The sequence below is a fragment of the Kribbella koreensis genome, from assembly GCF_039525325.1.
GTDB lineage: Bacteria > Actinomycetota > Actinomycetes > Propionibacteriales > Kribbellaceae > Kribbella > Kribbella koreensis.
Map to the genome: position 1 here is coordinate 139093 of NZ_BAAAHK010000022.1, position 13892 is coordinate 152984.

Here is a 13892-nt window from a genome sequence, read left to right on the forward strand (position 1 = left end):
GTACCGGCTGTACCGGCGGCCACCGACGTACCGGCCGTACCGGCGGCCGACGAAGCAACGGCTGAGCCTTGGTTCGAGGAAGAGCCGGCTTCTGTGCTCGATGCGCGACCGCAGGCTCCCGTGCCACTCCCGCCGATGCTGCAAGAGCTCGTCCACACCAGCGAGGAAGCCGAACCGGAGTCCTGGTTCCAGGCGAAAGAGCCACCCCCGGAGTACTCCGAGGAGACCCTCGCCGAGATGGCCGCCGCCACCCCACCCACCGACGCCACCGACGCTGACGCCACCGACTCCGATTCCGGCGCGGACGACGACTCGGACGAGGACGGGCAGCCCCGCGGCCGGCACAGTGCCGCGCCCGACGTGAGCGCCGTCCAGCGTCCGAACTGATGTCCTGCCACGCCGAAGCCGCCATCGACCTGCCGCTCGACCCGCAGGCCGCCTGGGACGCGGTGATGGACTGGAACGGTCAGTCCGCCTGGATGCTGTTCACCCGCGTCTGGTCCACCGACAACGACGGCCAGGGCGTCGGCGGGGGAGTAGCGGCGCGAACAAGTGTCGGTCCCTTGGGATTCACTGACGACATGGTCATCACCCACTGGGACCCACCCCACGAATGCACGGTGAAACACCTCGGCACGATCGTCCGCGGCACCGGTACGTTCGCAGTCCGCCCCACGACGGGTGGCAGCACGTTCACCTGGTCCGAGGACGTCATCCCACCCCTGGGCGCCCTCGGCCGGATCTCCTGGCCGCTCGTCCGCCCCGCGTTCGAGCTGATGATGCGCATCTCGCTCAAGCGCCTCGCCGCGGTGGTCGCGCGATGACGGCCGTGACCGGCCCCGACGGGCTGCTGCGGTGCAGCTGGGCCACCTCCGCGCCGGAGTACATCGCGTACCACGACGACGAGTGGGGCAAGGAGATCCGCGACGACCACGGCCTGTACGAGCGGATGACGCTCGAGGGGTTCCAGTCCGGATTGTCGTGGATCACGATCCTGCGCAAGCGGGAGAACTTCCGCAAAGCCTTCGACCAGTTCGATCCGGAGCGGATCGCGGCGTACGGCGAGCAGGACTTCGACCGGCTGATGGCCGACGCGGGGATCGTCCGCAACCGGCTGAAGATCAACGCCACCATCACCAACGCCCGCGCCCTGCTCGAGCTGGAGCCCGGCGAGCTGACCGACCTGCTCTGGTCGTTCCAGCCCGCCGATCGCCCGGCCCCGAAGACGATGAGCGACGTCCCGGCCACCACCCCGGAGTCGATCGCGATGGCCAAAGCCCTGAAGAAGAAGGGGTTCGTCTTCATCGGCCCCACCACCAGCTATGCCCTCATGCAGGCCACCGGCATCGTCAACGACCACCTCGCCGACTGCATCGCCCGCTAACTGTGGTCGGCGCAGAGGCAGCGAACTCCTGACGTGATCCAGTCCTGGCCGGTCCAGTCGGGGTGGCGTTTCAGCATGACGTCGGTGACCTCGGCGACGATCGTCTCCTCGTCCATCGCGGAGTCGCGGCGGCGCCAGGTCTCGTCGCGGAGCAGTTCGAGGTAGTCGCGGGTGTCGGCCAGCAGCTGAGCACCACCGACCTCGCCATGCCCCGGTACGACGGTGCGCACCGGCTCCGCATCGACCAGCCGCTGCATCACCGCCAGCCACCGAGTGCCCGACACGTCGACATCATGCGGCGGGAACCACGGGAAGATCGCGAACTGCCCAGCCTCGACCAGGTCGCCGGTGAAGAGCACGTCATCCACCCTCACCACCTGATCACCCTTGCTGTGCGCGCGACCGGTCGCCCGCAACTCAACCACCCGATCACCGAGATCCAGCGAGTGTGCCGATGCGTAGACCGTGTCCGGCGCGACGAGCTCGACTCCGTCCAACGCCTGCGCGACCGTCTCGCCCAACCCGCGGAACATCTGCAGGTACCCAGCTCCCTTGACCGCCAGGTCGTCGGCCTGCGCCTGGTTGACGAGGTATGTCGCCTCGCCCGCGAAGACCGCGGCCCCGAACGCGTGCTCGGGATGAAAGTGCGTCGTAGTCAGATACAGGCGTCGCCCAGCGGCGTACTCGAGCGCGAACTCCAGCACCCGTTCGGCATTCCGCGGCCCCATCCCGGTGTCCACGACAAGCACCGCCTCGCTACCACCGATCACCCCGATATTGGGCACCAGCGGCACACTCCGGTCGGGGATGACCACCAGGTCGCGGCCGATCTCCCGCGCACCGCCGACGTCGACAACAGGCTCAGGTAATTCCATTCGAAGGACTCCTTTCGTGTCCCGTTCAGTCCAGCGCGGGGGAGCGGCCGGCGTCCAAGCCCGATCCTGATGGCCCGATACCTTCCGGGTATCGTCGCTGGTGATGGACCTGCGCAGCCTCAACTACTTCGTCGCCGTCGCCGAGGAACTCCACTTCGGCCGCGCCGCCGCGCGGCTCGCGATGACCCAGCCCCCACTGAGCCGCGCGATCAAGCAACTCGAGACCGACCTCGACGCCATCCTCCTGACCCGCTCCCCGGCGGGCGTCGCCCTCACCCCGGCCGGCACCGCCCTGTACGACGAAACGCGCCTACTCCTCAAGCAGGTCGACCAACTCAGATCGCGCGTCGCCATCGCCGCCGGCGCCGACACGATCACCATCGGCACCCTCGGCGGCAGCGTCGAGCAGGCCGGCCCCGCCCTCATCGCCGCCTTCCGCGAACAACACCCCGGTATCACCGTGCTGATCCACGAAGCCGACTTCACCGACCCGACCATCGGCCTCCGCACCGGCCTCGTCGACGTAGCCATCACCCGCTCCCCCTTCGACGACACCGGCATCTCGACCCAGCTCCTCCGCTCCGACCCGGTCGGCGCCGTACTCCGAACCGACGACCCCCTCGCCGACCACGAATCGCTCGCCCTGACCGATCTGGCCGACCGCCCGTGGTTCCGCCTCCCCGACGGCACCGACCCGATCTGGCGCGCCTACTGGACTACGAACGACAGCACAGGACCAGTCGTGCGGACGGTCCAGGAATGCGTTCAATCAGTGCTCTGGAACGGAACTGTCGGCATCGCGCCACTCGGGCACGACCTTCCGCCCGGCCTCACCGTGGTGCCACTCAGCGATCGCCCACCGAGCCATCTCGTGCTCGCCTGGTCCAGCACCAACAAGACCGCGCCGATCCGCTCTCTGGCCCGCATCGCCGCCACCCTCTATCAGTGACAACCCCAACTCTGTCAGCGATCTCAAACGCCGGGTTACCCGGCCGGTTTTCAGATTCAACCGAGGGTGCGTGCAGGAATACCCTCGGTTATTTGCCGCCCTGGTGCGGAAAATGCCGCCCCTTGGTATCACTGCGGGGTCAGTCGCTTTCGGTAGTCCACCGATCGCTCTCCGCCCCAAGATCTGAATGAGGCCCGCCCATGCCCCATCGCAAGCTCATTTCCTCCCTGGCCGTCCTGGCCACCGCCGCCCTCGGCTTCTCGGCCGCGGCGGCCGGCCAGGCGACCGCCGCTCCCGCCCCCGAGCGCGCGGAGGCGACCACCGTCTCGACCTACGCCGGTTCGCCGGCCGAAGCCGCCGCCAACAAGGCGTTCTACGACGCGGTGATGAAGTCCGCCACGGCCAAGCAGGCCAAGAGCGGCAACAAGCTCGCGGCCGTCACGGTCCGGTACCGGAACAACGCGTCGTCGTTCTCCAGCCAGATCTCCCAGTCGACGTCGATCTGGAACTCCTCCGTCAGCAACGTCAAGCTGCAGCAGGTGACCAGCGGCTCGTACGACTTCTACTACACCCAGGGCAACGACCCGCGCGGTTCGTACGCGTCCACCAACGGCCACGGCCGGGGCTACATCTTCCTCGACTTCGCCCAGGCGCAGCAGTACAACCCGACCCGGATCGTCGCCCACGAGACCGGTCACGTGCTCGGCCTGCCGGACCACTACTCCGGTCCGTGCAGCGAGCTGATGTCCGGTGGCGGCCCCGGCCCGTCCTGCACCAACGCCTACCCGAACTCGACCGAGCGCAGCCGGGTCAACCAGCTGTGGGCCAACGGCAAGACCGGTCTGAGCACCTTCCAGACCATCCGCTGATCCTCAGCTGAACAAGCAGCGGCCCGGAAACCCTCAGGTGGGGTTTCCGGGCCGCGGCGCGTCCGGGACCTACTTGCCGTGGAAGGTCGGCTTCTCCTTCGCGACGAAGGACGCGACCGCGTTGCGGTGGTCCTCGGTGTCGCCGGTGAGCTGCATCTTGCCGCCCTCGAAGGCGAGCGACTCGGCCAGCGTGTGCGTCGCGGAGTACGCGATCGACTGCCGGATCGACCCGTACGCGACGGTCGGCCCGTTGGCCAGCTTGGCCGCCAGCTCAGCAGTCGCGCCGGCGAGTTCCTCAGCCGGTACGACGGAAGTCGCCAACCCCAGCGTCAGCGCCTCAGCGGCCGGGATCGTCCGCGGGAAGTAGAGCAGCTCGGTCGCCCGCGCCGTACCGATCAGCCGCGGCAGCGTCCACGAGACTCCCGTGTCGCACGACAGCGCGATCCCCGCGAAGGCGAAGTTGAAGCCGGCCGTCTCCGCGACGATCCGGAAGTCGCAGGCGAAGGCCATCGACGCGCCGGCCCCGGCGGCCACCCCGTTCACCGCGGCGATCACCGGCTTCGGCATCTCGGCCAGCGCCAGCGCGATCGGCGCGTAGTGGTCGGGGACCGTGCTCCACAGCGCGTCCGTGTCGTTCGCCTCGAGCAGCCGGATGTGCTCCTTCAGGTCCTGCCCGACGCCGAAGGCGCGCCCGGTGCCGGTCAGCACGACACACCGGACGGCGTCGTCCGCGGCCGCCGCCTGGACGGTGTCCCGCAACGCCACCTTGGTCGGGGTGTCGAACGCGTTCATCGCGTCCGGCCGGTTCAGGGTGATCGTCGCGACGCCGTCGGCCACGTCGTACAGAACAGAGTCACTCATCGTTGCTGGCTCCCAACACTCGGTGAAGATAGTCAGTGAATCGTCAGGCAGTTGTCCACGAAACGCCCGGCCGCGTGGCCCAGCCGGGTGGCGTGGAAGTCGAAGAACGCGGCCGCCCTGGTACCGGCCCAGTCGGCCGGCAGCAGCTCGGCCGGCAGCCCCGGATCGAGGAACAGGAACTTGCGCCATTCGTGCAGCAGTTCCGACCGTACTGCGAACGCCTGCTCGTCGGTGAGGTCGTCCCCGGCGTCGTCCACCAGCGCCTTCGCGTCCTTCAGCCAGGAGTCGTACGACGCGCCTAGCTCGTCCAGCTTCCAGACCCGGCGGGCGAACTCCGCCGCGTCGTCCTCGACCGGCGCGCGGAACCGGTCCACGGCGATCCCTTCCAGACCGAGGATCTGGTCCACCTCGGCGTCGTTGCGCAGGCCGACCCAGGCCGCGTCGGACAGCGGAGCCCAACCCAGGAAGGCGAGTTGGCTCGCCAGCTGCTCGCGCCGGCGGGCGTTCGGGACCTCCCGCAGGATGCCCAGATGCCAGTGCCCGTCCCAGCCGCCGGGTGCCTCGCCGTTGCTGCCCGGCCCGTCTGGCCGGTCCGGTGGGAGGTTGCCGTCGGCCTCTGTCCGGTAGATCCGGACGGCGGCATCATCGAGGCGGCGACGCGCCCGGGACGTGAGCGCGTAACCGGGTTGCCCGTCGATCCGGACCGGCTCCAGCCAGCCCTGCCGGACCATCCGCGACACGGCGGTGCGGACGGCCGGAGGATGCACGCCCAGCGGGGCAAGCAGCCGAACCAGGGCGGCCACCGGTGCACGCGCTCCACGCGCGCGCAGGTGGTCGCCGTACAGGTCGAAGAGGGCTGAACGGGCGTGCACGAGACCTGAGTCTGCCGTATGGTGCACGGCTCTGGCCTGGGATCGGGGATAATGGGTCGAGATACACACTTTGCGATGCGCGCCGACGGCGCATCACCGTGCGGGCGCCGGGGACTCCAGCGCCCGTGTGGTGTCGTCGCTCAACACCGAAGAGGGCAGTATCCAATGAGGGAAGGGGTGCGCGCATGGCGGCGATGAAGCCGCGGACGGGCGATGGTCCGCTCGAGGTCACCAAGGAGGGCCGGGGCATCGTGATGCGGGTTCCGCTCGAGGGCGGCGGTCGGCTCGTCGTCGAGCTGAACGCCGATGAGGCGACCGAGCTGGGGAACGCGCTCAAAGCCGTTGTCGGCTGATCCGATTCTCCGGTGTGCTCCAGGCGGGCGCACCCACAACCACTCCACGACCCCGGTGGGTGCCTTTTCCGGCACCGGCCGGGGTCGTTACGGTGACATCGACATTTTCATCTGATCAAAACAGTGAGGACGACCAAGGTGGCTCGCCGCAGCAGCGCCCGCAACAGCTTCCCGACTCTGCCTGCCGTCGTCTGGCAGCCGGGGCTCCCCGTGCACGGGTCGCGGACCTGGGTCATCGTGATCGGCGAGGCGGGTCTGCCGGCCGCTGCCAAGGAGGCCGGCGAGCGGCTCGGGGTCGACCTCGGCAAACTGCTCGAGGCGCAGCGCGCGTCCGGCTTCAGCGCCGCGGCGGGTGCGACCGCGGCGTACCCGCTGCTGACCGGTGAGGTCGCCGAGGTGCTGCTGGTCGGCGCCGGTGACGGGACCGCCCGGGAGCTGCGACACGCCGGTGCGGCGATCGCGCGGTTCGGCCGGGGCAAGGACGAGCTGACCACGGTCGTTGCCGAGGGCATCGACGACGAGGCGCTCCAGGCGTTCGCCGAGGGGATCGCGCTCGGGTCGTTCACGTTCACCCGCAAGACGGTCGACGTGGGCAAGCCGCTGGTCGAGCGGGTCGTACTGACCGACGGGACCGAGCTGGACCGCTCCGCTGTGCTGGAGCGCGGGTTGGTGATCGGCCGGACCGGGTGGCTGGCGCGGCAGTTCGCCACCACGCCGTCCAACGAGAAGGACCCGGCCTGGATGGCCGCTCGTGCCACCGAGCTCGCGGCGCAGACCGGGCTCGAGGTCAAGGTCTGGGACGAGAAGCAACTGGCGGCCGATGGCTTCGGTGGCATCCTCGCGGTCGGCAAGGGGTCGACCCGGCCGCCGCGGTTCATCCGGCTCGACTATGTGCCGGCGGGCGCGACCAAGAACACGCCGTACGTCGTGCTGGTGGGTAAGGGCATCACCTATGACACCGGTGGCCTGTCGCTGAAGCCGCGCGAGGGCATGGTGTCGATGAAGCGGGACATGACCGGCGGCGGCTCGGTGATCGCGACGATGTCGGCCCTGCGCGACCTGGGGGCGCAGGTCAAGGTCACGGGGTTGATCTGCTCGGCGGAGAACATGCCGTCGGGGACGGCGTACCGGCCGGACGACGTGATCCGGCACTACGGCGGGCGGACGACGGAGGTCAAGAACACCGACGCCGAGGGGCGGCTGGTGCTCGCCGACGGGCTCGCTTATGCGGTCAACGAACTGAAGCCGGACGCGATCGTCGACATCGCGACGCTGACCGGCGCGATCAAGGTGTCGCTCGGCTCGATGCTGTACGGCGGCCTGTTCGCCACCGACGACGGCCTCGCGTCGCAACTGGCCGACGCCGGCGAGACCTCGGGCGAGCGCCTTTGGCGGATGCCGCTGCCGGACGAGTACGCCGACCTGATCTCCACGCCAGTCGCCGACTCGGTCAACAGCTCGAAGGGCCCCGGCTCCATCACCGCCGCCCTCTTCCTGAAGGCCTTCACCGGCGGCCTCCCGTGGGCCCACCTCGACCTGTCGAGCATCGCCGAGTCCCCCCGCGACGAGTACGAATACTCGTTGGGCGCCACCGGCGCCGGCGCCCGCCTCCTCACCACCTGGCTCACCAGCGAATCCCCAACCGCCGGCATCGGCTAGGACCAGCGCGCCCACCACACACCAACCTCGCCGACTCAGCTGGCTCACGCTCAGCGCGGCCGCCGGCACCCCACTCTTGCCGGGTTGGCGTGTGGTGGCGGCTCGCTGTCTAGATCAGCGACTGGTAGAGCTCGACGGTGCGGTTGGCTACGGCGTCCCAGCCGAAGTCGGCGATGGCTCGGGTGCGGCCGGCCTTGCCCATCGCCTCGGCCTTGGCGGGGTTGGCGACGAGGGCGTTGATGCCTTCGGCGAGTTGGCGTTCGAAGGTGGTGGGGTCGTTCTCGTCGTACGCGACGAGCGTGCCGGTCTCGCCGTCGACGACGACATCCGGGATGCCGCCGACCGCGCTGGCGACGACGGCCGTCTCGCAGGCCATCGCTTCCAGGTTGACGATGCCGAGTGGCTCGTAGATCGACGGGCAGCAGAACGCGAGCGCGTGGGTGAGCACCTGGCGGACCTCTTCGCGCGGCAGCATTTCGGAGACGATGAAGACGCCGTCGCGACTCGTCTTCAGCTCGTCGACGAGGGCGTCGGTCTCGGCCTTCAGTTCGGGGGTGTCGGCGGCGCCTGCCAGCAGTACGAGCTGTACCGACGGATCCAGCTGCAGCCCCGCGCGGAGCAGATGCGGCACCCCCTTCTGGCGAGTGATCCGGCCGACGAACGTCACGTACGGACGGCTGAGGTCGACGCCGAGCCGCTCGAGCACGGCCGTCGACGGGTCCGGGTGGTAGAAGTCCGCGTCGATCCCGTTGGTGATGATGTGGACCTTGGCCGGGTCGATCGCCGGGTAGCTGGCGAGGATGTCGTCGCGGGTCGCGTTGCTGACCGCGACGACGGCATCAGCAGCCTCGTACGCCGTACGCTCGGCCCAACTCGACAGCCGGTACCCGCCGCCGAGTTGCTCGGCCTTCCACGGGCGCAGCGGTTCGAGGGAGTGCGCGGTCACCACGTGCGGGATGCCGTACAGGAGCTTGGCCCAGTGGCCGGCCATGTTCGCGTACCAGGTGTGGGAGTGGACGAGCTGGGCCTCGCCGACCGCCGCCGTCATGGTCAGGTCGGTCGAGAGAATGCGCAGCGCCGCGTTCGCGTGCGGGATCCGCGGGTCGTCCTCGGAGTGCGCGATCGCGCCGGCTCGTGGTTCGCCCATGCAGTGCACCTCGACCTCGAGCAGCTTGCGCAACTCCCGGACCAGAAAGTCGACATGCACCCCGGCCCCGCCGTACACATCCGGCGGAAACTCACGCGTCAGAATCGCGATCCTCATCCCCCGACCATAAGCCACACCACCCCCTCCCCTCCCGCCCCCAGCCCCCTCTCCCGCCACCATCTGAGGGGTTAACCCCTCAGACGGTGGGTTGCCCAGCGAGTATCTGAGCAGGCAACCCACCAACTCAGGGGTTAACCCCTCAGATGGTGGCGGGGGAGGGGGCGGGCGGGAGAGGGGGCGGGCGGGAGAGGGGCGGGCTTCAGGATGTGTGGGTTGCTACCCAGAAGCGGAGTTTGCCGTGGCGTTCGTCTTCTTGTTCGCCGCCGGCGGCGAGGATGACCTTGCGGGATGCGTCGTTGTCGGCGTCGCAGGTGACCAGGGCGGGATCGATGCCGAGCCGGGCGGCGATCGGCAGCGACTGGTGCAGCATCTGGGTGGCGTGGCCGCGGCGGCGGGCGGACGGGCGTACGCAGTACCCGATGTGCCCGCCGAGCTCGAGCAGCGGCGGTGTGAGGGTATGTCGGATCGCGAGCCGGCCGAGCCACTCGACCCCGTCGTCGACGAACCAGAGCGTCGTCTGATGCACCAGATCGGGCGGCGGCGGGATGCTCTCGTCGGCGTCCGCGCGGATCGCCTCGACCATCCGCGCGAACTCGCCCGGGTCCTCGGCCTGCTCCCGGGTCCACCGCTCGCGGAACCCGCTCGCCCCCATCCACCGCTCCTCCGAAGACCGCAACTCGTCCCAAGCTTCGAGGAAGGATCGGTGAACAGAAGTGGTGGGTTCGACGAGCATCGGCATGCCCCCAGTGTGGCGACACTCGCAACCGTCTTATGCAAAGGGGAATCGAAAGCTAAGGTGCGGACATGGCGAAGGCACCCAGAATTCTCGGAATCGTGCTGGCCGGTGGCGAGGGGAAGCGGCTGATGCCGCTCACGGCGGACCGGGCCAAACCGGCCGTGCCGTTCGGGGGCAGTTATCGGCTGATCGACTTCGTACTGTCCAACCTGGTCAACGCGGGCATCCGCAGCTTGTGCGTCCTGACGCAGTACAAGTCGCACTCGCTCGACAGACACGTCACGGTCACCTGGCGGATGTCGACCTTCCTGGGCAACTACGTCACCTGTGTGCCGGCTCAGCAACGGCTCGGCCCGCAGTGGTACCAGGGCAGCGCGGACGCGATCTACCAGTCGATGAACCTGATCAACGACGCCAAGCCCGAGATCATCGTGGTGTTCGGCGCGGATCACGTGTACCGGATGGATGCCTCGCAGATGGTCGCCGACCACATCGCCCGCGGCAATGGGGTGACGGTGGCCGGGATCCGGGTACCGCGCGCCGAGGCGTCCGAGTTCGGCGTGATCAAGACCGCCGAGGACGGGCACACGATCGCCGAGTTCCTGGAGAAGCCGGCCGACCCGCCGGGGCTGCCGGACTCGCCGGACGAGACGTTCGCCTCGATGGGCAACTACGTGTTCAGCGCCGACGTCCTGGTGGAGGCGCTGCGCAAGGACGCGGCCAACCCGGCGTCGCGGCACGACATGGGTGGCGACATCGTGCCGATGCTGGTTGCCGAGGGCAAGGCCGGGGTGTACGACTTCAAGGACAACGACGTACCGGGGGCGCTGGACCGCGACCGGTCGTACTGGCGCGACGTCGGTTCGCTCGACTCGTACCACGAGGCGCACATGGATCTGGTCTCGATCCAGCCGGTGTTCAACCTGTACAACTCCGACTGGCCGATCTTCACCTCGCACCCGCAGCTGCCCGGCGCCAAGTTCACCGACAACGCGACCGTCGGTGAGTCGATCGTCTGCGCCGGCTCGATCATCTCCGGCGCGACCGTGGACCACTCGGTGCTCGGCGCCAACGTGATCGTCAGCGCGGGCGCGAACATCAAGAACGCGGTCATCATGGACAACTGCAAGATCGGCGCGAACGCGGTGCTGAAGAACGTCATCCTGGACAAGAACGTGATCGTGCCCGACGGCGTCGAGGTCGGCGTCGACCCGGACCGCGACCGCGAACGCGGCTTCACCGTCAGCAAGGGCGGCGTGACAGCAGTCGGAAAAGACACGGTCATCGAGTCGTGAGCCCAGACAAGCTGACGCCGGACGAGGACCAGCCCGGCCCGCTGGAGTCAGACTCGGAGAAGGCCGGCTCGGCGGGGTCGCAGAGCGTGGGGTCGGACTCGGCGGGGCCGGACGGCGTGGGGTTGGGCTCGGTGAAGCGGGGGTGGGTGCGGCCGGGGTGGATCGTGGATCCGGGGGAGGCCGAGGCGGCCGCTATCGCGCTCGACGAGGGCGACCCTGGGTGGCGGGAGTTGTTTGATGTTCCGCCGGTGCACTCCGGGGGGTATCCGGAGGTCGCGTACTTCGCGGGTAACTCGCTCGGGTTGCGGCCGAAGGCGACGCGGGTGGAACTGCTCGAGGACCTCGACTCCTGGGGACGCTGGGGTGTCGACGGGCATCACGATGCCGACCGGCCCTGGCTTCCGTACCACGCTCTGCTGACCGAGCCCGCGGCCCGGCTGGTCGGCGCGCTGCCGGCCGAGACCGTCGTGATGAACTCGCTGACGGTCAACCTGCACCTGCTGATGGTGTCGTTCTACCGGCCGACCGCCGACCGCTTCAAGATCGTCATCGAGGACGCGGCATTCCCGTCGGACAGCTACGCCGTACGGTCGCAGGCCGCGTTCCACGGCTACTCACCCGACGACGCGGTGGTGCGACTCCGGCCGCGCGACGGCGAGGACGTACTGCGGACTCCCGACGTCATCGAGGCCATCGGCCCCGACGTAGCGCTGGTGCTGCTGGGTGGGGTCAACTACCTGACCGGCGAGCTGATGGACATCCCGGCGATCACCGCGGCCGGTCATGCGGCCGGCGCGGTCGTCGGGTGGGATCTCGCACACGCGGTCGGCAACGTGCCGTTGTCGCTGCACGAGTGGGACGTCGACTTCGCCGCCTGGTGCTCGTACAAGTATCTGAACTCGGGTCCGGGCGCGCTCGCGGGCGCCTTTGTGCACGAGCGCCACCTGGATGCGGGATTGCCGCGCTTCGAGGGCTGGTGGAGCACGGAGGAGGCATCCCGCTTCGAGATGGCACCCGAGTCGCGCCCGCCGGCGTCGGCCGATGCGTGGCAGGTGTCCAACCCGCCGATCTTCTCGATGAGCCCGGTGCGGACCTCGCTGGAGATCTTCGACAAGGTCGGTATCTCGGTACTCCGGGAGCGCAGCCTGCGACTCACGGCGTACCTGGAGAAATTGCTGGCCGGGATCACCGCGACCCGTCCGTTGACCGTGATCACGCCGACCGATCCGCTGCGGCGGGGTGCCCAGTTGTCGCTCCGCATCGGCGGCGGGCTGCGGGCCGGCGCGTTGTCCGAGACGCTGCGCTTCGAGCACGGCGTCATCGCGGACGCGCGCGAACCCGACGTACTGCGGCTGGCCCCTGTGCCGCTCTATTCGCTGTACCACGACTGCTGGCGCGCGGTTGAGGCGCTGGCCGAAGCCGTTCCGGAGAATGCATGACTGAGCGTGTAGCCATCGTCGGTGCCGGCCTGGCGGGGAGTCTGCTCGGGTGTTATCTGGCGCGGCGTGGGCTGTCGGTCGACCTGTACGAACGCCGGCCGGACCCGCGAGTGGGGCAACCCGAGCGGGGGCGGTCGATCAACCTGGCGATCTCCGAGCGCGGGCTGGACGCGTTGCGCCGGATCGGGCTGGTCGACTCGGTGATGGCCGACGCGCTGCCGATGAAGGGGCGGATGATCCATCCGGTCGCCGGCCCGCTGGACTTCCAGCAGTACAGCGCGTCGGGGGATCGGGCGATCAACTCGATCAGCCGGGGGACGCTGAACAACGCGCTGCTCGACGCGGCGGCCGCGGCGCCTGGGGTCTCGGTGCATTTCGAGCATCGGTTGGCCGAGCTGGATTCGTGCACCGGGTCGATGGTCTTCGAGACACCCGGCGGCAAGGTGAAGGTGTCCGCGGACGTGGTACTGGGCGCTGACGGCGCCGGCTCGGCGGTCCGCGAACAACTGCTGGCGGAGGGTGCCGTGGGGGAATCGGTCGACTTCCTCGACTACGGTTACAAGGAACTGAGCATCCCCGCGGTGAATGCTGATTTTGCTTTGGACCCCGGCGCCTTGCACATCTGGCCGCGTGGTACCTCGATGATGATCGCCCTCCCGAACCCGGACCGCTCCTTCACCTGCACGCTTTTCTGGCCGGCCGGCGACTTCGATGCCCTGAGCAACGCAGCCTCCATCGAGGCCCACTTCCGCACCCACTACCCAGATTTGTTGCCCCTAGCACCAACTTTGGTCGACGACTATCTCCACAACCCCGTCGGTGTCCTGGGCACAGTCCACACCCAACCCTGGCAAGCCCACGGCCGTACGGCGTTGATCGGCGACGCCGCCCACGCCATCGTCCCCTTCTACGGCCAAGGCGCCAACTGCGCCTTCGAAGACGTAGTCGAGCTGGACCGCTGCCTCGCCGACACCGGCGGCTCCTGGGCACGGGCCTTGCCCTTGTACGAACACCGCCGCCGGGAAAACACCGAGGCGATCGCCGCCATGGCCCTCGACAACTTCGTAGAAATGCGCGACAAGGTCACCAGCCCCGTCTTCCGCCTGGGCAAACGCATCGAACACACCCTCGAACGCCTCCTCCCGGGCCGCTACGTCTCCCGCTACGAGCTGGTCTCCTTCTCCACCACCCCGTACGCCGAAGTCCAACAACGCGTCCACCGCCAACACCAATTCCTGGCAGCCGCCGTTCTGCTAGGAGCCGGCGTCCTAGGCGCAGCCGCCCGCATCGCCCGCTCAGGAGCAAGACGATGACCTCCATCGGTCGCGACGAA

The 13892-nt window shown here is 68.9% G+C and carries 15 protein-coding genes; 10 read left to right on the top strand and 5 right to left on the bottom strand.

Annotation, left to right across the window (positions count from 1 at the left end; translation table 11 throughout):
• The 3 genes from ABD116_RS38535 to ABD116_RS38545 all read left to right on the top strand — a co-directional run.
• Positions 1-387 (top strand): hypothetical protein (locus tag ABD116_RS38535; RefSeq protein ID WP_343982658.1); only part of this gene is annotated, 387 nt, incomplete at its 5' end.
• The gene (locus ABD116_RS38540; RefSeq protein ID WP_343982662.1) at positions 387-824 is read left to right on the top strand and encodes an SRPBCC family protein; all 438 of its coding nucleotides are present in this window, start codon (positions 387-389) and stop codon (positions 822-824) included. The genes ABD116_RS38535 and ABD116_RS38540, both read left to right, overlap by 1 nt.
• Positions 821-1384, top strand: a complete 564-nt coding sequence (locus ABD116_RS38545; protein ID WP_343982665.1) for a DNA-3-methyladenine glycosylase I — start codon at positions 821-823, stop codon at positions 1382-1384. The genes ABD116_RS38540 and ABD116_RS38545 overlap by 4 nt, the downstream gene beginning before the upstream one ends.
• Here ABD116_RS38545 and ABD116_RS38550 read toward each other — a convergent pair.
• Positions 1381-2259, bottom strand: a complete 879-nt coding sequence (locus tag ABD116_RS38550) for an MBL fold metallo-hydrolase (protein WP_343982668.1) — start codon at positions 2257-2259, stop codon at positions 1381-1383. The two genes, ABD116_RS38545 and ABD116_RS38550, sit on opposite strands and share 4 nt — an antisense overlap.
• A 103-nt stretch (positions 2260-2362) precedes the next feature.
• Here ABD116_RS38550 and ABD116_RS38555 point away from each other — a divergent pair, with 103 nt between their 5' ends.
• Both ABD116_RS38555 and snpA read left to right on the top strand, forming a co-directional pair.
• Positions 2363-3208 carry a LysR family transcriptional regulator gene (locus ABD116_RS38555; RefSeq protein WP_343982672.1) on the top strand — a complete coding sequence of 282 codons (846 nt, stop codon included), beginning with the start codon at positions 2363-2365 and terminating at the stop codon, positions 3206-3208.
• Between the two features lie 200 nt (positions 3209-3408).
• Positions 3409-4077, top strand: a complete 669-nt coding sequence (snpA, locus tag ABD116_RS38560) for a snapalysin (protein ID WP_343982675.1) — start codon at positions 3409-3411, stop codon at positions 4075-4077.
• 69 nt (positions 4078-4146) lie between these two features.
• On the opposite strand, the gene ABD116_RS38565 is transcribed toward snpA, so the two are convergent.
• Both ABD116_RS38565 and ABD116_RS38570 read right to left on the bottom strand, forming a co-directional pair.
• Positions 4147-4938, bottom strand: a complete 792-nt coding sequence (locus tag ABD116_RS38565) for an enoyl-CoA hydratase/isomerase family protein (protein WP_343982678.1) — start codon at positions 4936-4938, stop codon at positions 4147-4149.
• A gap of 32 nt (positions 4939-4970) precedes the next feature.
• Positions 4971-5810 (bottom strand): PaaX family transcriptional regulator, encoded by an 840-nt coding sequence (locus tag ABD116_RS38570; protein ID WP_343982681.1) that lies wholly within the window; start codon positions 5808-5810, stop codon positions 4971-4973.
• Positions 5811-5995: 185 nt separating this feature from the next.
• Between ABD116_RS38570 and ABD116_RS38575 the strand changes: the two genes are divergently transcribed.
• Together ABD116_RS38575 and ABD116_RS38580 are read left to right on the top strand one after the other, a co-directional pair.
• Positions 5996-6163 (top strand): DUF3117 domain-containing protein, encoded by a 168-nt coding sequence (locus ABD116_RS38575; protein ID WP_012923066.1) that lies wholly within the window; start codon positions 5996-5998, stop codon positions 6161-6163.
• A gap of 123 nt (positions 6164-6286) precedes the next feature.
• Positions 6287-7822 (top strand): leucyl aminopeptidase family protein, encoded by a 1536-nt coding sequence (locus tag ABD116_RS38580; protein WP_343982684.1) that lies wholly within the window; start codon positions 6287-6289, stop codon positions 7820-7822.
• A gap of 109 nt (positions 7823-7931) precedes the next feature.
• Here ABD116_RS38580 and glgA read toward each other — a convergent pair whose 3' ends face one another.
• Positions 7932-9086 (bottom strand): glycogen synthase, encoded by a 1155-nt coding sequence (glgA, locus tag ABD116_RS38585; protein WP_343982687.1) that lies wholly within the window; start codon positions 9084-9086, stop codon positions 7932-7934.
• A 202-nt stretch (positions 9087-9288) separates the two neighbouring features.
• Positions 9289-9828 (bottom strand): GNAT family N-acetyltransferase, encoded by a 540-nt coding sequence (locus tag ABD116_RS38590; protein WP_343982690.1) that lies wholly within the window; start codon positions 9826-9828, stop codon positions 9289-9291.
• Positions 9829-9893: 65 nt separating this feature from the next.
• Between ABD116_RS38590 and glgC the strand changes: the two genes are divergently transcribed.
• From glgC to ABD116_RS38605, 3 genes are read left to right on the top strand one after another with little or no spacing between them, the layout of a single operon-like run.
• Entirely contained in the window at positions 9894-11120 is a 1227-nt protein-coding gene (gene glgC / locus ABD116_RS38595) for a glucose-1-phosphate adenylyltransferase (protein WP_343982693.1), read from the top strand.
• A complete protein-coding gene (gene kynU, locus ABD116_RS38600) occupies positions 11117-12559 on the top strand; it encodes a kynureninase (protein WP_343982695.1) in 1443 nt (480 codons plus the stop codon). The genes glgC and kynU overlap by 4 nt, the downstream gene beginning before the upstream one ends.
• On the top strand, positions 12556-13872 hold the full coding sequence (locus ABD116_RS38605) for an FAD-dependent oxidoreductase (RefSeq protein WP_343982697.1): 1317 nt from the start codon (positions 12556-12558) through the stop codon (positions 13870-13872). Before kynU ends, ABD116_RS38605 begins: the two co-directional genes overlap by 4 nt.
• The last annotated feature ends 20 nt before the right edge of the window (positions 13873-13892 follow it).